Annotated in this window: 19 protein-coding genes; 6 read left to right on the top strand and 13 right to left on the bottom strand. The window is 70.9% G+C overall.

All coding sequences use genetic code 11. From position 1 onward, the window contains the following. The first annotated feature begins 88 nt into the window (after nt 1-88). Together RE421_RS08155 and RE421_RS08150 are read left to right on the top strand one after the other, a co-directional pair. Nucleotides 89-1,699, top strand: a complete 1,611-nt coding sequence (locus tag RE421_RS08155; protein WP_309808606.1) for a sensor histidine kinase — start codon at nt 89-91, stop codon at nt 1,697-1,699. Further along, nucleotides 1,696-2,406, top strand: a complete 711-nt coding sequence (locus RE421_RS08150; RefSeq protein ID WP_309808604.1) for a response regulator — start codon at nt 1,696-1,698, stop codon at nt 2,404-2,406. Before RE421_RS08155 ends, RE421_RS08150 begins: the two co-directional genes overlap by 4 nt. Before the next feature lie 77 nt (nt 2,407-2,483). On the opposite strand, the gene RE421_RS08145 is transcribed toward RE421_RS08150, so the two are convergent. From RE421_RS08145 to RE421_RS08135, 3 genes are all read right to left on the bottom strand, one after another. Beyond that, nucleotides 2,484-4,043 (bottom strand): cation acetate symporter, encoded by a 1,560-nt coding sequence (locus tag RE421_RS08145; RefSeq protein WP_309817208.1) that lies wholly within the window; start codon nt 4,041-4,043, stop codon nt 2,484-2,486. 74 nt (nt 4,044-4,117) lie between these two features. Next, nucleotides 4,118-4,522 (bottom strand): DUF485 domain-containing protein, encoded by a 405-nt coding sequence (locus tag RE421_RS08140; RefSeq protein WP_309808601.1) that lies wholly within the window; start codon nt 4,520-4,522, stop codon nt 4,118-4,120. 120 nt (nt 4,523-4,642) lie between these two features. Continuing rightward, nucleotides 4,643-5,854, bottom strand: coding sequence for an acyl-CoA dehydrogenase family protein (locus RE421_RS08135; RefSeq protein WP_396134476.1), 1,212 nt, complete (start codon nt 5,852-5,854; stop codon nt 4,643-4,645). Nucleotides 5,855-5,967: 113 nt separating this feature from the next. Here RE421_RS08135 and RE421_RS08130 point away from each other — a divergent pair, with 113 nt between their 5' ends. Both RE421_RS08130 and RE421_RS08125 read left to right on the top strand, forming a co-directional pair. Continuing rightward, a complete protein-coding gene (locus RE421_RS08130; RefSeq protein ID WP_309808599.1) occupies nt 5,968-6,573 on the top strand; it encodes a TetR/AcrR family transcriptional regulator in 606 nt (201 codons plus the stop codon). A gap of 52 nt (nt 6,574-6,625) precedes the next feature. Then, nucleotides 6,626-7,090 (top strand): GNAT family N-acetyltransferase, encoded by a 465-nt coding sequence (locus tag RE421_RS08125; protein ID WP_309808598.1) that lies wholly within the window; start codon nt 6,626-6,628, stop codon nt 7,088-7,090. 36 nt (nt 7,091-7,126) lie between these two features. On the opposite strand, the gene RE421_RS08120 is transcribed toward RE421_RS08125, so the two are convergent. The 3 genes from RE421_RS08120 to pdhA are packed head-to-tail and all read right to left on the bottom strand — an operon-like array spanning nt 7,127 to nt 10,735. Further along, complete coding sequence (locus tag RE421_RS08120) at nt 7,127-8,506, bottom strand: dihydrolipoamide acetyltransferase family protein (RefSeq protein WP_309808596.1); 1,380 nt, start codon at nt 8,504-8,506, stop codon at nt 7,127-7,129. A 1-nt stretch (nt 8,507) separates the two neighbouring features. Further along, on the bottom strand, nt 8,508-9,563 hold the full coding sequence (locus RE421_RS08115; RefSeq protein WP_309817202.1) for an alpha-ketoacid dehydrogenase subunit beta: 1,056 nt from the start codon (nt 9,561-9,563) through the stop codon (nt 8,508-8,510). Between the two features lie 29 nt (nt 9,564-9,592). Next, entirely contained in the window at nt 9,593-10,735 is a 1,143-nt protein-coding gene (gene pdhA, locus RE421_RS08110) for a pyruvate dehydrogenase (acetyl-transferring) E1 component subunit alpha (RefSeq protein ID WP_309808594.1), read from the bottom strand. A gap of 182 nt (nt 10,736-10,917) precedes the next feature. Between pdhA and RE421_RS08105 the strand changes: the two genes are divergently transcribed. After that, on the top strand, nt 10,918-11,391 hold the full coding sequence (locus RE421_RS08105; RefSeq protein WP_309808591.1) for an Lrp/AsnC family transcriptional regulator: 474 nt from the start codon (nt 10,918-10,920) through the stop codon (nt 11,389-11,391). Nucleotides 11,392-11,410: 19 nt separating this feature from the next. Here RE421_RS08105 and RE421_RS08100 read toward each other — a convergent pair whose 3' ends face one another. The 6 genes from RE421_RS08100 to rpsB form a co-directional block, all read right to left on the bottom strand. Further along, complete coding sequence (locus tag RE421_RS08100; protein ID WP_309808589.1) at nt 11,411-12,028, bottom strand: DivIVA domain-containing protein; 618 nt, start codon at nt 12,026-12,028, stop codon at nt 11,411-11,413. A gap of 89 nt (nt 12,029-12,117) precedes the next feature. Continuing rightward, nucleotides 12,118-13,035 carry a phosphatidate cytidylyltransferase gene (locus RE421_RS08095; protein ID WP_309808588.1) on the bottom strand — a complete coding sequence of 306 codons (918 nt, stop codon included), beginning with the start codon at nt 13,033-13,035 and terminating at the stop codon, nt 12,118-12,120. A gap of 15 nt (nt 13,036-13,050) precedes the next feature. Further along, nucleotides 13,051-13,608 (bottom strand): ribosome recycling factor, encoded by a 558-nt coding sequence (gene frr, locus RE421_RS08090; RefSeq protein WP_309808586.1) that lies wholly within the window; start codon nt 13,606-13,608, stop codon nt 13,051-13,053. A gap of 51 nt (nt 13,609-13,659) precedes the next feature. Beyond that, on the bottom strand, nt 13,660-14,478 hold the full coding sequence (pyrH, locus tag RE421_RS08085; RefSeq protein ID WP_309808584.1) for a UMP kinase: 819 nt from the start codon (nt 14,476-14,478) through the stop codon (nt 13,660-13,662). A 160-nt stretch (nt 14,479-14,638) separates the two neighbouring features. Then, nucleotides 14,639-15,475 (bottom strand): translation elongation factor Ts, encoded by an 837-nt coding sequence (tsf, locus tag RE421_RS08080; RefSeq protein ID WP_309808582.1) that lies wholly within the window; start codon nt 15,473-15,475, stop codon nt 14,639-14,641. A gap of 127 nt (nt 15,476-15,602) precedes the next feature. Further along, nucleotides 15,603-16,571: a 30S ribosomal protein S2 gene (gene rpsB, locus RE421_RS08075; protein ID WP_309808580.1), complete on the bottom strand. Its 969-nt coding sequence runs from the start codon at nt 16,569-16,571 to the stop codon at nt 15,603-15,605. Nucleotides 16,572-16,935: 364 nt separating this feature from the next. Between rpsB and RE421_RS08070 the strand changes: the two genes are divergently transcribed. Continuing rightward, the gene (locus tag RE421_RS08070) at nt 16,936-17,520 is read left to right on the top strand and encodes a M23 family metallopeptidase (RefSeq protein WP_309808578.1); all 585 of its coding nucleotides are present in this window, start codon (nt 16,936-16,938) and stop codon (nt 17,518-17,520) included. On the opposite strand, the gene RE421_RS08065 is transcribed toward RE421_RS08070, so the two are convergent. Further along, nucleotides 17,517-18,710: a glycosyltransferase family 1 protein gene (locus RE421_RS08065; protein WP_309817199.1), complete on the bottom strand. Its 1,194-nt coding sequence runs from the start codon at nt 18,708-18,710 to the stop codon at nt 17,517-17,519. The two genes, RE421_RS08070 and RE421_RS08065, sit on opposite strands and share 4 nt — an antisense overlap. Nucleotides 18,711-18,911: the final 201 nt, after the last annotated feature.

Here is an 18,911-nt window from a genome sequence, read left to right as displayed (position 1 = left end):
AAGCATGTGGTCATAGCGGACATATTGGACATTGCGGTCACGCACGGAGCGGCTGTGAATCGCCTCACACTCTGGGAGAATGGGAAGCGTGTTGCGCACCCTCTCCCTCCGGACCCAGCTGATGCTGCTGCAGCTGTCCATCGTGCTGACCGTGGTCCTGGTCGCCGGCGCCGTGGCCCTGACGATGTTGGAACAGCAGATCCGGGACGCCTATGAGGCCAAGATGGTCGGGGTGGCGCAGTCCGTGGCCCGGCTGCCCTCCATCGTCGACGCGTTCGACGACCCGGACCCCAGCTCGACCATCCAGCCGATCGCCGAGGTCATCACCCAGTCCACCGAGGTCACCTACGTGGTGGTGACCGACGCGGAGGGGATCCGGTACTCGCACGCGAATCCCGAGAGGATCGGCGAGCGGGTCTCCACGGACCCCTCCATCCCGCTGTCCGGCGAGATCTACGTGGGAACCCAGACCGGCACGCTCGGGGAGTCCTGGCGGGTGAAGGTGCCGGTCTTCGACCCGGACGGGAGCGAGGTCATCGGCACCGTGTCCGTGGGGACCCTGGAGTCCCTGCTCCATGCGGACCTCACCGACGACCTGCCGGTCCTGCTCGCGTGGCTGGTCATCGCCGCCCTGGCGGGTTCCGGCGGCGCGATCTACGTCTCCCGCCTGGTCTGGCGCCGGATCTACCAGCTGGAGCCGGAGGAGATCGCCGCCCTGCTGGAGACCCGCGACGCCATGATCCACGGCATCGGCGAGGGCGTCGTGGCGGTGGACGAGCGAGGCCGGGTGGCACTGGTCAACGACGAGGCCACCCGACTGCTGGCCCCCGACGGCGCCCTGGCGGGCCGGGCAGCCGCAGACGTCCTCGACCCGGCCCTCGTGGCCATGGCCACCACGTCCGCCGAGCAGGACGAGACGGTGCTGGTCGGCGAGCGCATGCTGCTGGTGCGGGCCACGGCGGCCACCGTGGACGGGCGCCGGGTCGGCAGCGTGCTGATCCTGCGGGATCGCACCGAGCTCCACCAGCTCCTGCAGGACCTCGACGGGGCCCGGGACGCCGCCCAGGCCCTCCGGGCGCAGGCCCACGAGTTCTCGAACAGGATGCACATCATCTCCGGGCTCCTGGAGCTGGATCAGGTCCGTGAGGCCATCGACTACATCGAGCGGACCGGCCACGGCGGAGCGGTGGTGGGCGGGAACACCGCCCCGGGGATCACGGACCCGGTGGTGGCCAGCCTGCTGATGGCCAAGACCTCCATCTGCGAGGAACGGGGCATCCGGCTGGTCGTGGCGCCCGACTCCGCGGCCGATCCCGACGGCACCGACGACGTGGCCACGGTGATCGGCAACCTGGTGGACAACGCGATGGACGTCTCCGGCCACGGGGACACGATCCGGGTGTCCCTGGCCCAGGACCTCGGGGGCATCACCGTGTCGGTGCAGGACGAGGGCGCCGGCGTCCCCACCGGGCAGCGGGAGGCGATCTTCACTGCCGGACACTCCAGCAAGGCCGAGCGGGGCGCCCGGGGCTTCGGCCTGGCCCTGGTGGCCCGGATCTCCCAACGGCGCGAGGGCTGGGTCCGGGTGGAGACCCCCGACGGCGGCGGCGCCCGGTTCACGGTCCGGCTGTCCTCCGCGCCCGCAGCCGCTGACCCCGCCGGGTGGCCCGGAACGCGGCAGGGGGCACCGGTCGCATGACCCTCATCCGTACCCTCGTGGTCGACGACGAGCCGGACGTGGTGGCCGTCAACGTGGGCTTCCTCGGGACCCATCGGTCCTTCGACGTGGTGGGGACGGCCCACACGGGCACCACCGCGCTGGCTCAGATCACCGCCCTGCGCCCGGAGATGGTGCTCCTGGACATCCACCTGCCGGACCTCAGCGGGATCGAGGTGCTCCGGGCGGCGCGCAACCTCCCCGGGACGCCCGTGGACATCATCGCGATCACCGCCGCCCGGGAGATCGAGACCGTCCGTGCGGCCATGGCCGGCGGCGTCCACGACTACTTGGTCAAGCCCTTCTCCGGCCGGGTGCTGCGGGAACGACTCGACGCCTACGTGGAGTACAGGGCACGGGTTGCCGACCATTCGGTCACGCAGGCCGGCCTCGACCAGGCGGGCATCGACCGCCTGCTGGCCCCGCGTGAGCCCTCGCGGCAACCCGTGACGGTCGCCGACCCGCTGCCCAAGGGATTGTCCCGTCTCACCCTGGAGTCCGTGGTCGGTGCCCTGCAGTCCTCCCCGGAACCGGCCTCCGCCTCCGGGATCGCCGACCGCCTGGGCCTGTCCCGGGTCAGCGCCCGTCGGTATCTCGAGTTCCTGGTGGGACGGGGCCTGGCCCGCATCACCCCGCGCTACGGGACGGCCGGGCGGCCCGAGAAGTTCTACCGCTGGGGACCGGGGTAGGCCCGGCGGCCGACCCGACCGCACGGAAAGGCGGCCCGAGACGCCGAGGTCCCGGGCCGCCGTCGTGCCTCTGCTTGCTAGTGGTCCACCGCCTTCTCGGCGCCGACCCCGGTGAGGGAGCGCACCTCCATCTCGGCCTGCTTGACCGGGTCCTCGGTGCGCCGGTCCAGCTTGGAGCCGAGGAAGCCGAGGAGGAAGGCCAGCGGGATCGAGACGATGCCCGGGTTCTTCAGCGGGAACCAGGCGAAGTCGGCGCCGACGATCATGGACGTCTCGGTGCCGGAGACCACCGGCGAGAAGGCGATCAGCAGGATCGCCGCGCCGAGGCCGCCGTACATCGACCACAGGGCGCCCTGGGTGGTGAAGCCCTTCCAGAACAGCGAGTAGAGGATGGTCGGCAGGTTGGCCGAGGCGGCCACCGCGAAGGCGAGCGCCACCAGGAAGGCGACGTTCTGACCCTGGGCACCGATGCCGCCGACGATGGCCAGCACCCCGATCACCACCACGGTGCGGCGGGCGATCTTGACCTCCTTCTCCGGGGACGTCTTGCCCTTGGCGATGACGTTGGCGAAGATGTCGTGCGCGAACGAGGCCGCCGCGGTGATCGTGAGCCCGGCGACCACGGCGAGGATCGTCGCGAAGGCCACGGCGGAGATCAGCCCCAGCAGCAGCGGTCCGCCGAGTTCGAAGGCCAGCAGAGGCGCCGCCGAGTTGACCCCGCCCGGCGCGTTCTCGATCCGCTCCGGCCCGATGAGGGCGCCGGCGCCGTAGCCGAGCACCAGGGTGAACAGGTAGAACGCGCCGATGAGCACGATCGCCCAGACCACCGACTTGCGGGCCTCCTTGGCGGTGGGCACCGTGTAGAAGCGCATCAGCACGTGCGGCAGTCCGGCGGTGCCGAGCACCAGGGCCAGCCCCAGGGACAGGAAGTCGAGCTTGGTGATCTCGCTGATGCCGTACTGCAGGCCCGGGTTGAGCAGGGCCTCGTTGCCGTCGGCGGTCTCCACCGCCGCGCCCAGCAGGGCGGAGAGGTTGAAGCCGAACAGGGCCAGGACCCAGATGGTCATGACGAAGGTGCCCGCGATCAGCAGGCAGGCCTTGATGATCTGGACCCAGGTGGTGCCCTTCATCCCGCCGATCAGCACGTAGAGGATCATGAGCGCGCCGACGATCGCGATGACCACGGACTGGCCGGCGCGGGAGTCGATGCCCAGCAGCAGGGACACCAGTGCCCCGGCCCCGGCCATCTGGGCCAGGAGGTAGAACAGGCAGACCATGAGGGTCGCCAGGGCGGCGGCGATCCGCACCGGCCGCTGGCGCAGGCGGAAGGACAGCACGTCCGCCATCGTGTACTTGCCCGTGTTGCGCAGCAGCTCGGCCACGAGCAATAGCGCCACCAGCCACGCCACGAGGAAGCCGATCGAGTAGAGGAAGCCGTCATAGCCGTTGATGGCGATGGCCCCCACGATCCCGAGGAACGACGCGGCCGAGAGGTAGTCCCCCGCGATCGCGGTGCCGTTCTGGGTTCCGGAGAAGGACCGGCCACCGGCGTAGTAGTCGGCCGCGGTCTTGGTGTTCTTCGAGGCCCGCAGGACGATGACGAGGGTCACGGCCACGAACAGGCCGAAGATGAGCATGTTGAGCCACGGTTCACCGACGTTGGTGCCCTCGGTGGTGGCGGCCAGGACGGGGGTCGGCAGGGAGAGGGTGTTCACTTCTGTCCTCCGTCGGTCGGGGCGCCGGGGCCGGAGAGGCTCTGGTTGGCGATGGTCGGGTCCAGGGCCTCGAGTTCCTCGCGGATGTCCGTGGCGCGTGGGTCCAGCTTCTTGTTGGCGAAGGCCACGTAGAGCCCGGTGATGACGAAGGTCGAGACGAATTGGGCCAGGCCGATGACCAGGCCCAGGTTGATGTTTCCGAGGACCTTGATGGACATGAACTCCGGCGCGTAGGCCGCGAGGATCACGTAGAGGAAGTACCAGACGATGAAGACCACGGTCCACGGGAAGACGAAGCTGCGGTGCGTGCGGCGCAGCTCCTGGAACTGTGGCGTGGCCTGGACGGCTCGGAAGTCGACGTGGCCGTTGTCGGCCAGGTCAGGATGTGGTGTTGATGACACGTATCCCCCTGTCGGATGGGCACCGGATGGCTACCCGCGAGTATGACCCGCTCATCCTATGGGGATAGTGAGCGTGATCACACCCCTGCGGGCAGAAAATTTCCGCAGGGGTGTGACGCGCTACAGCCCGAGCGAGCGGGCGATCAGCATCAGCTGGACCTCGGTGGTGCCCTCCCCGATCTCCAGGATCTTCGAGTCGCGGTAGTGCCGCGCCACGAGGGACTCGTTCATGAACCCGTAACCCCCGAACACCTGCGTGGCGTCCCGGGCGTTGTCCATGGCCGCCTCCCCGGCCACGAGCTTGGCGATGGCCGCCTCGGCCTTGAAGGGCCGGCCCGCGAGCATCTTGGCCGCCGCCTCGTAGTACGCCAGCCGGGCCGTGTGCGCGCGGGCCTGCATGCGGGCGATCTTGAAGGAGACGGCCTGGTTCTTGCCGATGGCCTGGCCGAACGCGGTGCGCGTCTGCGCATAGGCGATGGACTCGTCCACGCAGCCCTGGGCCGCCCCGGTGGACAGCGCCGCGATGGCGATGCGGCCCTCGTCCAGGATGGAGAGGAAGTTCGCGTAGCCGCGGCCCCGCTGACCCAGCAGGTTGGCCTCGGGGACCTGGGCACCGTCGAAGAACAGCGGGTGGGTGTCCGAGGAGTTCCACCCCATCTTGTCGTAGGCGCCGCCCACCGTGAACCCGGGGGTGTCCGAGGGCACCAGGATCGTGGAGATCTCCTTGCCCTGCCGGCCGTCCGGCCCCGTCTTCGCCTCGTGGACGCCCGTCACGGCCGTCACCGTGACGAGCCGGGTGATGTCCGTGCCGGAGTTGGTGATGAACTCCTTGGCGCCGTTGAGGGTCCAGCTCCCGTCCGCCAGGGTGGCGGTGGTCTGGGTTCCGCCCGCGTCCGAGCCCCCGTTGGGCTCGGTCAGCCCGAAGCCGGCCAGGGCCTTCGCGGTCACCAGGTCCGGCAGCCAGCGGGCCTTCTGCTCCTCGGTGCCGAACCGGTGGATCGGCATGGCCCCCAGCGAGACCCCGGCCTCGAGAGTGATGGCCACCGACTGGTTCACGCGGCCCAGCTCCTCCAGGGCCAGGGCGAGGGCGAAGTAGTCCCCGCCCATGCCGCCGTACTCCTCCGGGAAGGGCAGGCCGAAGAGCCCCATCTCCCCCATCTGCCGGATGATCTCGTAGGGGAACTCGTGACGGGCGTCCAACTCCGCGGAGACCGGGGCCACCACCTCGTCGGCGAACTCGCGGACCGTGGCCACCAGGTCCCGGTGGTCCTCGCCCAGTTCAGGACCGGCCAGGCCGCGGCCGGCCGGGGCGGAGTGGTTTGTGGTGCTCATGGCGCATCCCATCTGAGTGAATGATGATTAACTGAAGCTATGCTGTGATGGTATTCATCCCTCCCGCCCGTTGTCCACCGGCGGGCCCTCCCGTTCAACCCCTCCAGGACGCCATGACCACCGAACAGACCGCACGAGCCGCCGCCAAGGCCGACCGCCGACAGTCCCTCCTGCAGGCCGCCGCCCGCCTCTTCGCGGAGCTCGGCTTCACCTCCGTGAGACTGGAGGATCTCGGGGCAGCCTGCGGGATCAGCGGACCGGGCGTCTACCGCCACTTCCCGGGCAAGAACGCCGTGCTCGGCGAGCTCCTGCTGCAGGTCAGCCGCGACCTGCTCACCGGCGCCCAGCAGGTGGTGGCGCGTCAGGGGCCCGCCCGCGGGATCCTGGCCGCCCTGGTGCGGTTCCAGGCCGACTTCGCCGTGGCCCACCGGGACGTCATCGCGGTGCAGGACCGGGAGATGCGCCACCTTGACGCCGAGGCGCGTGCTGAGGTGGTCCGGCTGCAGCGGGCATACATCGGGCTGTGGGCCGACCAGCTGGTCCTGGTGCACCCGGACGAGGACCACGCCACGGCCGTGTTCCGCGCCCAAGCGGCCTTCGGGCTGCTGAACTCCACGCCCCATTCGGTCCGCCGCTCCCCCGCCGAACAGTCCGGCCGGGGCGCCCTGCTGGAGCGGATGGCCCTGGCCGCCCTGCTGGCCGGTCCGGTGGGCGGTTAGGATTCCACGTACAGTGTGATGGCCACACCGTGACGAGGAGGTCACCATTTCCGTGCAACTTCGTGAAGTCCGGTCCGAGGACCTGGACTACTTCTTTGAGCATCAGCAGGACCCCGAGGCGAACCTGATGGCCGCCTTCGCCCCCCGCAACCCGCAGGACCGCGGGGTCTTCGACTACCACTGGTCGCGGCTGCTGGAGGACCCCGCCACCCGGGTGAGGACCATCGAGCAGGACGGCCAGGTGGCGGGCGCCGTGGTGGTCTCCGGCATCGGCACCGAACCGGAGCTCTCCTTCTGGACCTCCCGCGACTACTGGGGCCAGGGCATCACCACCTCGGCCGTGGACGCCCTCCTGAAGGCCTTCACCGAGCGTCCCCTGCGCGCCCACGTCCCGGCGGACAACATCGGCTCGCAGAAGATCCTGACCCGCCGCGGCTTCTCCGTGGTCGGCGAGGACAAGACCTTCTCCAACGCCCGCTCCGAGGTGGTCACCGAGCTGGTCATGCAGCTCGGCTAGCACGGCCGGGGCCTGGTCCGCAGCCGGCATCGGGCCCTAGAACAGGGCCAGCGCCATCCCCGGCCGGCTCAGCACGGCACCCACGTCCGCCAGGAACCGCGAGCCCTGCTCCCCGTCCACCAGCCGGTGGTCGAAGGACAGGGACAGGGTCATGACCTGCCGCAGGGCGATCTCGCCCCGATACTCCCACGGCGTCCGCCGGACCTGGCCGAGGGCCAGGATGCCGGCCTCCCCGGGATTGATGATCGGCGTCCCGGCATCCACGCCGAAGACCCCCACATTGGTCAGCGTGAACGTCCCACCGGACAGGTGGCCGGGTTGCAGGCCGCCCTCCCGCGCCACGCGGGTCAGCTCGGCCAGCCGGCCTGCCAGCCCCCGCAGGTCCAGGGCCTGCGCATCGGCGATGTTCGGCACCATGAGCCCCCGCGGCGTGGCGGCCGCGATGCCCAGGTTCACGTAGTTCTGCCGCACGATCCGCCCGTGGTCCCCGTCCCAGCGGGCGTTGAGCTCGGGCGTGCGCTCCAGGGCGAGGCACGCCGCGCGGGCCACGAGGGTCAGCGGAGTCAGCTTCAGCTCCCGGAAGTCCCGGTGCCGCTTCAGGTCTTCCAGCAGCTCCATGGACTCCGTGACGTCCACCGTCAGGAACTCGGTCACGTGCGGGGCGGTGAAGGCGCTGGCCGTCATGGCCGCGGCCGTCGCCTTGCGCACCGAGCGGATCGGCTCCTCCTGGATGCGGGGCCGCCCCCCGAGGGTGCGGACGCCGGGATCCTGCGCGGCCTCCACCCCCGCGCCCGACGCCGGCCCGGCGCCTTCCGCGGCCTGCTGGACATCCTCGCGGGTCACCACGCCACCGCTCCCGGTGCCCTGCACCTCGGACAGGTCGATCCCCAGGTCCTTCGCCAGCCGGCGGACCGGAGGCGTGGACCGCGGCCGCTCGGCCGTCAGGGTGGACGTCGCCGGGGCCGCGGCGCCGGTGGCCGCCGCCACCGGGGAGCCCGCGGGCGGACCGGACGGCGCGGGATGCGGCGTGGCCGGCCGCCCCACCCGGGTGCGCCGGGCCGGGCGGCCCGCCCCCTCCGCGGCCGCGCCGTAGCCGACCAGCGTCGGCACGCGACCATCCGGAAGGGCGCCCGAGCCGGCGTCGGGCCCGGGGTGGGGGCTCTCCCCCGGCTCGTCACCGGGCAGGTCGAAGGAGACGATCGGCGCCCCGACCTGGACCACGGTGCCGGACTCGCCGTGGAGCTCGGCGATCGTCCCGTCGAACGGGGAGGAGAGCTCCACCACGGCCTTGGCCGTCTCCACCTCGGCGAGCACGTCGTTGACCTTGACGGGGTCTCCCACGGAGACCTTCCAGGTCAGCAGCTCGGACTCGGTCAGGCCCTCGCCCAGGTCGGGCAGGTTGAAGATCTTGAGCATCTCAGGCGCCTCCGGTCTTCTCGGTCAGCTGGTCGGTCAGGGTGCCGAGCGGTCGCGGCGCGGCGAAGGGGTCCAGGGAATCGAGCGAGTTCGGCCGGTCCAGGGCGCGGTCCACTCCATCCAGGATGCGGTCCAGGTCCGGCACGTGGTGGTGTTCGAGCTTGGCCGGCGGGTAGGGGATGTCGAAGCCGGTCACGCGGACCGGCGGATGCTCCAGCCAGTGGAAGCAGCGCTCGGTCACCGTCGCGGCGATCTCCGCGCCCAGCCCGCCGGTGCGCGAGGCCTCGTGGGCGATCACCAGCCGCCCGGTGCGCCGCACCGAGGCCTCGATCAGCCCGAAGTCGATCGGTGACAGCGAGCGCAGGTCGATCACGTCGATCGAGACACCGTCCGCCGCGGCCGCCTCGGCGGCCTGCAGGCAGGTCTTGACCAGCGGCCCGTAGGCCACGAGCGTGACGTCCGTGCCCTCCGCGGCCACCGCGGCCGGACCCATCGGGCGCAGCGGCGCGGAGAGGTCCACCGGCGACTTGTCGTGATACCGCCGCTTCGGTTCGAGGTAGACCACCGGGTCGTCGCTGGCCACGGCCGCCCGGATGAGGTCGAAGCCCTCCTGCGGCGTGGAGGGGGCCACCACGCGCAGCCCGGCCGTGTGGGCGAAGTAGGCCTCGGGAGACTCCGAGTGGTGCTCCGGTGAGCCGATGCCGCCGCCGAAGGGGATGCGGATGGTCAGCGGCATGGTCACGGCGCCCCGGGTGCGGTGGTGCATCTTCGCGACCTGGGAGACGATCTGATCGAAGGACGGGTACACGAAGCCGTCGAACTGGATCTCCACCACGGGCCGGTAGCCCCGGTACGCCAGGCCCACGGCGGTGCCCATGATGCCGGACTCGGCCAGCGGCGTGTCCACCACGCGGTCCACGCCGAACTCGTCCTGCAGTCCGTCCGTGATCCGGAAGACGCCCCCGAGCTGGCCGATGTCCTCGCCCATGAGCAGCACCTTCGGGTCCTCCGCCAACGCTGACCGCAGGCCCGCGTTGATGGCCTTGCCGAACGTCATGGCCTCCGGGGCGCCGGTGGCAGCCGGGGTCACCGCGCACCCGCCGCGAGCTGCGGGCCGTCGAACTGCTCCAGGTAGAGCCGGTAGTGCTCGCGCTGGCGCTCCAGTTCGTGGTGCGGCTCCGCGTACACGTGGTCGAACAGCTCGGAGGGCTCCGGCTCCTGCAGGGCGGCGACGCCGGCCCTCAGCTCCGCGGCCAGGGCGTCGGCCGCGGTGGTGGCGGCGGCGCGGACGGCCTCGAGGTCCTCCCCCAGTTCCTCGAGGTGCTTCTCCAGGCGGTCGATGGGATCCTTGGCACGCCAGGCTTCCACCTCGTCCGGATCGCGGTAGCGGGTGGGATCGTCCGCGGTGGTGTGGGGGCCCATCCGGTAGGTCACGGCCTCGATGAAGGTGGGGCCCCCGCCGTTGCGGGCCCGCTCGAGGGCCCGCCGGGTGGCGGCCAGCACGGCGAGGACGTCGTTGCCGTCCACCCGCATGGCCGGGATGCCGAAGCCCCAGGGGCGGTCGGCGATGTGCCGCTTGGCCTGCAGGCCGACCGGCTCCGAGATGGCCCACTGGTTGTTCTGGCAGAAGAACACCACCGGGGCGTGGAAGCTGGCGGCGAAGACCATGGCCTCGTTGACGTCGCCCTGGCTCGTGGCCCCGTCCCCGAAGTAGCCGATGGCCGCCGCGTCCGCGCCGTCCCGGGTGATCCCCATGGCATAACCGACGGCATGCAGCGCCTGGGCGCCGATGATGATCTGCTGGGCCGCCACGTTGTGGTCGGCCGGCGTCCAGCCGGCGTAGGTGGATCCGCGCCACAGCCGGACCAGCCCCAGCGGGTCGATGCCACGCAGGTAGGCGACCCCGTTCTCGCGGTAGGAGGGGAAGACGTAGTCCTCGGCCTCCATGGCCAGGGCCGAGCCGACCTGTGCCGCCTCCTGCCCCAGGAGCGGGGGCCACAGGGCCAGCTCCCCCTGACGCTGCAGGTGGGTGCACTCGGTGTCGATCCGGCGGATGAGCGTCATGTCCCGGTGCAGGGCGGCCAGCATCCCGGGCGTGACGTCCGTGAGCCAGGGATCGAGGTCGGCGTCCGCGCGGCGCTGGCCCTCCGGGGAGAGGACCTGCAGCAGGTCCGGTTCGGGGATGTGGTGCATGCCGGTGGATGGGGGAATCAGGCTGGTGGATCCCATGATGACCTCCTCGTTCTGGCCAGCACCGGGTGGGTGCTGCGCCACAGCCGCGGACGCGGTCAGGGTGTCGACCGCTCGATCCTGTGAGCCTAGTCACAGCACCGGGACTGCACAAGATATGATGAACACCCTGAGCATCCTGCTCAGTGGATCAGTCACCCCGCCGAAGGAAGGTGAGCATCATGCGCACCCTGGACACCACTGACCTGCGCATCCTCGTGGAGCTCTCCCGGACGCCCGAGGCCACCACCGTGGCGCTGGCCCATGCGCTGTCCCTGTCCCGCAACACGGTGCAGGCCCGGTTGGCGCGGCTGACCGAGGAGGAGGTGTTCCTGCCGTTCGAGCGCCGGATCAGCCTGGAGGCGCTGGGCCATCCCCTCACGGCCTTCGTGCAGATCCACGTCCACCAGCAGCAGCTCACCCGGATCACCGAGGCGCTGAAGGGGATCCCGGAGGTCGTCCAGGCCCACGGGCTGACGGGTACGGCGGACGTCCTCGCCCGGGTCGCCGCGCGCAACGCGGAGGACCTGTTCAGGATCCACTCGCGGATCCTGCGGATCGACGGCGTGGACCGGGCGGACACCTCGCTGGCCATGGCCGAGCTCGTGCCGTGGCGGGCCGTGCCGCTCGTGCACTCGCTGCTGGACCGCGGCTGAGGGGACTGCCCGGCTCTGTTCAGTCCAGGACGGACAGGACGTCGATCGCGGCGTCGAGGTAGGCGTCCACCTGGGCCTCGTCATAGGCGTCCGTGCCGGGGCCGGCGGTGAAGACGGCACGGCGCACGTCGTCGGCCACGAGCTCTTCGCCCTCCGGCCTCTGGTCGAAGCGTGCGGACAGGCGGCGGCACAGGGCATCCACCTCGGTCCGGTCGTAGCCGGTGTCCCTCGCGCGCGCCGGACGCCGGAAGCGCTCACCGTCCGGGCGCTCCAGCCGGCCCCGCAGCACGTCGATGGAGGCGCTCACCCGGGCCTGCCAGGCGTCCTCGCCGTCCACCTCGATCCGCCGTTCGCGCTCGGCCCGCGCCAGGGCGTCCTCGAGCCGGTCCAGCACGTCATCCACCTGGTCGGCCTGGTAGCCGCCCTTGACGGCGTCGAAGGAGAGGTGGCGGATCTCCGCGGCACGCAGGTCCCCACCGCCCTCATACGCCACGCGGGCCCGGGCCATGAACTGGTCCACCTGCTTGCGGTGATAGCCGAAGGTCCCGCGGTCGGCCAGGTCGAAGGGCTGCCGCCCGGCCGAGTCCATCACCTGCCGCTGGAGTCCGCCGGAGTCCTGCCGCGTGCCGTGGTCCATCGAAGAGGCTCCTTGGGATAGGGGGTTCGCCGCCGTCTCCATCGTAGCCAGCGCGGCCCGCAGTTCCGGTGAGGTCCGCCGGGTGCGCCTCAGACGAACGGCAGGGCGAAGACCATGTAGGCCACGGGGGCCGAGAACACCAGGGAGTCGAGCCGGTCCATGGCCCCGCCGTGGCCGGGCAGCATCGATCCCATGTCCTTGATGTTCAGTTCGCGCTTGATCATCGACTCGGCGAAGTCCCCGGCCGTGGCGGACGCCACGGTCAGCAGTCCGAGCAGGCTCCCCACCCACCAGGGATGGTCCAGGAACAGGTACACGGCGAGCGTGCCCACCACCACCGAGCCGGCCACCGAGCCCGCGAAGCCCTCCCAGGACTTCTTGGGGCTGATCTTCGGGGCCATCGGGTGCTTGCCGAGGCTGGCGCCCACGATGTACCCGAAGGTGTCGTTCGAGACCACCATGAGCAGCATGCAGGCCACCATGAGGTTGCCCTGGTCCTGACCCAGCAGGGCGACCGCGAAGGACAGCAGGAACGGGACCCACAGGACGATGAAGGCCGAGGCCATCACGGACTCGCCCCGCGCCGGCAGGTCCTCCACCACGGCCCACACCAGGATCAGCACCAGGGTGCCCAGCAGGGACAGCACCAGGGCCTCCGCGCCCCCGGCGAGGGCGCCGAGGGGCATGACGATCGCCCCGACCCACAGCGGGACCATGGGGATGTCGAGGCCTCGGCGCGAGATCGCCCGGGACGTCTCGGTCACGCCCAGCAGCAGCAGGGCGATGACCAGGATCGCGAGCACCACCGGAAACCAGATCAGGCCGACGAGGGCGCCCCCCAGCAGGAGGAGCCCCACGATGATGGCCGCCGGCAGGTTGCGGCCGGCCTTGGCCTTCCGGGTCCGGGCCTCCTCGAGTTCCCTCCGCTGGCGCCGGGTCAGCGGCGGCCCCGGCTCAGCCGGCGGCGGTTCCGGCCGAGGGGCGGCCGGGGCGGGGGAATCGGTCATGACGGGACGGGACGCTCAGACTTCGAGGAGTTCCGCTTCCTTGCGCTTGGCCATCTCATCGATCTCGTCGGTGTAGCGGCGGGTCGTGGCGTCGAGCTCCTTCTCGGCCCGGGTGCCCTCGTCCTCGCCGATGTCCCCGTCCTTGACCATCTTGTCCAGGGTCTCCTTGGCCTTGCGGCGCGTGTTGCGCAGGGAGACCTTGTGGTCCTCGGCCTTGGTCTTGACGAGCTTGACGTACTCCTTGCGGCGTTCCTCGGTCAGTTCCGGGATGACCACGCGGATGACCTTGCCGTCGTTGGAGGGGTTGGCCCCGACCTCGGAGTCGGACAGGGCCTTCTCGATGTTGCGCAGCGCCGTGGTGTCGAACGGCGTGATGAGCAGGGTACGGGCATCGGTGGTGGTGAAGGAGGCCAACTGCTGCAGCGGCGTGAAGGAGCCGTAGTAGTCCACCATGACCTTGGAGTAGAGCCCCGGGTGGGCCCGGCCGGTGCGGACCGAGGCGAAGTCCTCACGGGTGGCTTCGATGGTCTTCGCCATCTGCTCGGTGGCGGCCTGAAGCGTTTCCTGCGTCACGTTCTCTCCTGGGGTCTGGTGTTTTCTCATCAATCCTAGGACACGGGCGTCCTAGACGGTGACTGCGGTCCCGATCCGGTCACCCAGCAGGGCCCGGGTGACATTGCCCTGCCCCTCCATGCCGAACACCATCATGGACAGGCCGTTGTCCTTGCACATGGTCATGGCGGTCTGGTCCATGACCCGGATGTTGTTCAACAGCGCCTCGTCGTAGGTGAGGTGCTCGTACTTCTCCGCCCCGGGGTCCTTCTTCGGGTCTGCGGTGTAGACGCCGTCCACGCCGGACTTGGCCATCAGGACCTCGTCCGCGCCGATCTCCAGGGCCCGCTGGGCGGCCACGGTGTCCGTGGAGAAGTACGGCAGCCCGGTGCCGGCGCCGAAGATCACCACGCGGCCCTTCTGCATGTGCCGGATGGCCCGCAGCGGGATATAGGGTTCAGCCACCTGCTCCATGTGGATGGCGGACTGCACGCGGGTGGACACCCCGGCCTGCTCCAGGAAGTCCTGCAGGGCCAGGCAGTTCATCACGGTGCCGAGCATGCCCATGTAGTCGGCGCGCCGCCGGTCCATGCCGTTCTCGGAGAGTTCGGCCCCCCGGAAGAAGTTGCCGCCGCCGACCACGATCGCGATCTCGACGGCTCCCCGGGCGTCGGCGATCTGCTCGGCGATGCCGCGGACGGTGGAGGGGTCCACACCGACCTTGCCGCCGCCGAAGACCTCTCCGGAGAGCTTGAGCAGGACGCGGCGCTTCCCCGTGCGGCCGGGATTGCCGTGGGTGTCCCCCGCCTGGGCACGCTGCAGGTCCTGGGACTCGCTGAAGGACGTGGCATCGCGGATGTCCGGGCTGGTGCGCTTCACAGGGCTCTCCATGGGCTGGCCTCCTGGGCTCGGCTGATCTGGTGGTGTGGGGTGGCGCGGGCAGAACAAAGGGGGTGGCCATCCAGTGTGGATGACCACCCCCTTCCAGGTTCCTCCGCTGCGCGGTCGGTCCGATCCTACCGTGCGGGCGTGCGGCCCGCGGTCCGGTGGGTCAGTTGCCGACGCGGAAGCGGGCGAAGCCGGTGACGGCGGTGCCGGCCTCGGTCAGCACCTTGCCGACCGACTGCTTCGGGTCCTTGGCGAACGGCTGGTCCACGAGCACGATCTCCTTGAAGAACCCGGTCAGGCGGCCCTCCACGATCTTGGCCATGGCCTGCTCCGGCTTGCCCTCGGCGCGGGCGGTCTCGTCGGCGATGCGGCGCTCGTTCTCGACGGTCTCAGCCGGCACGTCCTCGCGGGACAGGTAGGTCGGCGCGAACGCGGCGGTGTGCACGGCGACGTCGTGGGCGGCGGACTGCGCGGCCTCGGAGTCGGCGTCCACGCCCATCAGGACGCCCACCTGGGCGGGCAGGTCCTTGGAGGTCTTGTGCAGGTAGGCGTCCACAAAGGTGCCCTCCACACGGGCGAGGCGTCGCACGACGACCTTCTCGCCGAGCACGGCACCCTCGTCGATGACGTGGTCGCCCAGGGTGCGGCCGTTGTACTCGGAGGCCAGCAGTGCCTCGAGGTCGGCGGCACCGACGGCCACGGCCTGCTCGAGCACCACGTTGCCCAGCTCGATGAACTTGTCGTTCTTGGCCACGAAGTCGGTCTCGCAGTTGATCTCGACCATGACGCCGACGCCGCCGGAGACGGTGGCCGCGACCAGGCCCTCGACGGCCGCGCGGCCCTCGCGCTTGGTGGCGCCCTTGAGGCCTTTCACGCGGATGATCTCAATGGCCTTCTCGGAGTCGCCGTCGGCCTCGTCCAGCGCCTTCTTGACGTCCATCATTCCGGCGCCGGTGCGCTCGCGCAGGGCCTTGATGTCAGCTGCGGTGTAGTTCGCCATGCGTGTACCCATCCTTACCTGTAGCGGGGTTGTCCCGAAGTGGTGTTGTGGTGGTCGGTGGTTCTGGTGCCCGGGCCGGACCCGGGCAGACACCGGCCGGCCCCGTGGGGGGCCGGCCGGTGGTGGATCACTTGGCCTCGGGGGCCTCTGCTGCCGGTGCCTCGGTGCCCTCGGCGGCCTCGGCCACCTCGGCGGCATCCGTGGCGGACGGGACGGCGCCGGCCGCCTCGACGTCGGCCTGGGCCGCCTGCTCGCCCTGCGGGGAAGACATGCCGCCCGTGGCGGGTCCGGCCTCCGGGGCTGCGGCCTCAGGCGCCGCGGCCTGCTCGGCCTGGTGCTGCTCGAGCAGCTCGCGCTCCCACTCGGCCATGGGCTCCTCGGCGGCCTGGCCACCGGACTTGCCCTGGTTGCGCGCGATCAGGCCCTCGGCCACGGCGTCGGCGACCACGCGGGTCAGCAGGTTGACGGAGCGGATCGCGTCATCGTTGCCCGGGATCGGATAGGTGACCTCGTCGGGATCGCAGTTGGTGTCCAGGATGGCGACCACGGGGATGCCCAGCTTCTGGGCCTCGTCCACGGCGAGGTGCTCCTTCTTGGTGTCCACGATCCAGACCGCGGAGGGGGTCCGGGTCATGTTGCGGATGCCGCCCAGGTTGGACTCGAGCTTGGTCAGCTCGCGCTGCAGCAGGAGCAGCTCCTTCTTGGTGTGGCCGGAACCGGCGACGTCCTCGAAGTCGATCTCCTCGAGCTCCTTCATGCGCTGGACGCGCTTGGAGACGGTCGCGAAGTTGGTGAGCATGCCGCCGAGCCAGCGGTGGTTGACGTAGGGCATTCCCACGCGGGTGGCCTGCTCGGCGATGGCCTCCTGGCCCTGCTTCTTGGTGCCGACGAAGAGGATGGTGCCGCCGTGGGCCACCGTCTCCTTGACGAACTCGAAGGCCCGGTCGATGTAGGACAGGGACTGCTGCAGGTCGATGATGTAGATGCCGTTGCGCTCGGTGAAGATGAAGCGCTTCATCTTGGGGTTCCAGCGGCGGGTCTGGTGTCCGAAGTGGACGCCGGAGTCCAGCAGCTGGCGCATGGTGACGACAGGCATGTCGCTCCTAAGTGAGGTTGTCGGTTGTCGACCGGCCCGTGGTGGTCCGGTCCCTGGCATGGTCTGCGGGCGAACCCGGCATCCCCGACGCTGACCCGGCCTCGTCCGCGGACGAGGTCGAGACCGATGGTGGGGACCTGCCGAACCTGGTGACGGGCCGGCATCAGTCATACGCGTAGTCAGCGATGCACCCCAGGACACGCCACTGGCGGCTCGGGCACACAACTGCTGGGTCGATCTTACCCCAGCGCTCACCCGGTTCCGAACCGGCCGGCTCCTCCACACCAGACCCCTCGGCCCCCGCTCTCCACAGCGCACCCGGCCGGGACCCCGCGCACGACGCCGGCCGGTCAGGATGGTGGGCATGTCCCCTTGGTCCTGGCCCTCCCTGATCGGCCTCGCGCTCCTGCTCGCCCTGCCGGCCGGCGGGCCGGCCCCTCGGTCACCGACCGTGGTCACCGCCTCCAGCACGGCCGTGCAGGACGGCGCGTGGTCACCGCCGGCCGCCGGGGACCTGCTGCGGCCGTTCGACCCGCCGGCCCAGCCCTGGGCCGCCGGCCACCGCGGGACGGACTGGGCCGCGCCGGGCGGCCAGGCGGTGGCACCGGCAGCCGGGACGGTGCACTTCGCCGGGGACGTGGCCGGGCGTCCCGTGATCACACTGGCCCATGCCCACGGGATGTACTCCTCCCTGGAGCCGGTGTCCGCGGCCGAGGGACTGGCCGTCGGCGATCCGGTCAGCGCCGGCGAGGTGATCGGCTCCGTGCCGGCGGCCGGTGAGGCGGCAGGCCACTGCCCACAGCGGTGTGTGCACTGGGGCGTACGGATCCCGGACGCATGGGTGGTGGACGGCTCGGCGTGGGACCGGTACCTCGACCCGCTCGTGCTGCTGGGATGGTCCGGACCGTCCGTGCTCTGGCCACTCGAGGGCGGGCCGCCGGTGACCTAGCCGGTGTACGAGGCGGTGAACTCGGCGCGCCGGCGGGCCCGCGAGCGCCTCCCGGCCAGCTCACGGGCCAGGTCCACGAGGGCGCGGGCGGAGGCGTCCCAGCTGAAGGAGGCCGCCTGCGCCACCGCCTGACGGGACGCCTCGGCGAAGGCGCCCGGAGCCTCCAGCTCGAGTACGCGGGCCGCCAGCCCGGAGGGCGAGCCGTCCCCCTCGGGGGCCGCCGGTCCCCCGCCCACCGGCTCGGGCCCCAGGGGCACGTACCGGGCCGCGCCGCCGTCGGGCCCTCCGATCTCGCGGAAGATCTCCAGGTCGGAGACGACCACCGGAGTGCCGTGGGCCATGGCTTCGGCCAGGGGCAGCCCGTACCCCTCGGCGCGGGAGAGCGTGACGAGCGCGGTGGCCGTCCGCAGCAGGGCCGCGTAGTCCTCGTCCGAGGTGCCGTGATGGAAGAGCACCGCGTCCTCGGAGACCCCCGCGGCCCGGCCCACGGCGGCGAGCTGGGCCTCGCGGTCGGCGCTGACGCGGGAGAGCAGGTGCAGCCGATAGCCGGGCAGGTGGGCCATGGCCCGGATCAGGGTCTCGACGTTCTTGTACTCCATGAAGGACCCCATGTAGACGAGGGATCGCTCCGGGGGCAGCTCGGGGTCGCGGGGCGAGGCGACCGGCTGGGGCGCGTTGCTGACGATCCGGATCTCCCGGCTGGTGAGCCGGTGGCGGCGCATGAGGGTCCGGGTGGTCTCCGAGACCGTGGCGACGGCGTCGGCGCGGTCCAGCACCAGCCGTTGCGGCCAGTAGGCGAGGTGGAAGGCCCGCCACAACAGCCTGACTGGGGCGGGAAGGTCTCGGGGCGGAGTGCGGTGCTGGTAGTAGATCAGGTCATGCAGGGTGAGGATCAGCCCGTAGTCGCGGCCGGCGGACCCCATGGTCTGCATGGGCGAGAAGACCACGTCCGGACGGTGGGGGTTCAGCTGCCGGGCCAGGAGCGGCTCCGCCGGGGAGGTCGGGTCCGTGGCCTTCACCCAGGGCAGCCCCGGCGGCAGCAGGTTGAGCTGCGCCTCGTCCGAGATCACCAGGGTGACCTCCACTGCCGGCGACATCCGGGCGACGACGGCGATCAGGTTCGAGCCGTAGCGGGAGATGCCGTCATGGAAGTCGGTCCGGGTGTAGCGGGCGTCCATGAACAGGCGCAGGGGATCCTCGGTGGTGGGCACGGCTCCACGGTACCGGGAAGGGAGAGCGCGCCGCGGAGGGCCATTGAGGCACATCTCTCACCCCGCCGGCGGGATCTGAAGGTGACGTTTCTATAACGGTGCGATATTCTCGATCACGGTTGCGATTCACCCGGACACACAACAGGTGTTCCGCCCGTTCGTCACCGTCTCCGCGCGTCT

The organism is Citricoccus sp. I39-566 (assembly GCF_031432995.1).
GTDB lineage: Bacteria > Actinomycetota > Actinomycetes > Actinomycetales > Micrococcaceae > Citricoccus > Citricoccus nitrophenolicus_A.
This window is presented reverse-complemented; position numbering and strand designations above follow the sequence as displayed.

Coding starts and splice junctions, on each gene's coding strand:
- RE421_RS08150 (WP_309808604.1), top strand. CDS start 1,696: ATGACCCTCATCCGTACCCTCGTGGTCGACGACGAGCCGGACGTGGTG.
- RE421_RS08095 (WP_309808588.1), bottom strand. CDS start 13,035: ATGACCGATTCCCCCGCCCCGGCCGCCCCTCGGCCGGAACCGCCGCCG.
- pdhA (WP_309808594.1), bottom strand. CDS start 10,735: ATGGGATCCACCAGCCTGATTCCCCCATCCACCGGCATGCACCACATC.
- pyrH (WP_309808584.1), bottom strand. CDS start 14,478: ATGGAGAGCCCTGTGAAGCGCACCAGCCCGGACATCCGCGATGCCACG.
- RE421_RS08100 (WP_309808589.1), bottom strand. CDS start 12,028: ATGGACCACGGCACGCGGCAGGACTCCGGCGGACTCCAGCGGCAGGTG.
- RE421_RS08070 (WP_309808578.1), top strand. CDS start 16,936: ATGTCCCCTTGGTCCTGGCCCTCCCTGATCGGCCTCGCGCTCCTGCTC.
- RE421_RS08145 (WP_309817208.1), bottom strand. CDS start 4,043: ATGCTCATCTTCGGCCTGTTCGTGGCCGTGACCCTCGTCATCGTCCTG.
- tsf (WP_309808582.1), bottom strand. CDS start 15,475: ATGGCGAACTACACCGCAGCTGACATCAAGGCCCTGCGCGAGCGCACC.
- RE421_RS08130 (WP_309808599.1), top strand. CDS start 5,968: ATGACCACCGAACAGACCGCACGAGCCGCCGCCAAGGCCGACCGCCGA.
- RE421_RS08105 (WP_309808591.1), top strand. CDS start 10,918: ATGCGCACCCTGGACACCACTGACCTGCGCATCCTCGTGGAGCTCTCC.
- rpsB (WP_309808580.1), bottom strand. CDS start 16,571: ATGCCTGTCGTCACCATGCGCCAGCTGCTGGACTCCGGCGTCCACTTC.
- RE421_RS08120 (WP_309808596.1), bottom strand. CDS start 8,506: ATGCTCAAGATCTTCAACCTGCCCGACCTGGGCGAGGGCCTGACCGAG.
- RE421_RS08135 (WP_396134476.1), bottom strand. CDS start 5,854: ATGAGCACCACAAACCACTCCGCCCCGGCCGGCCGCGGCCTGGCCGGT.
- RE421_RS08115 (WP_309817202.1), bottom strand. CDS start 9,563: ATGACGTTCGGCAAGGCCATCAACGCGGGCCTGCGGTCAGCGTTGGCG.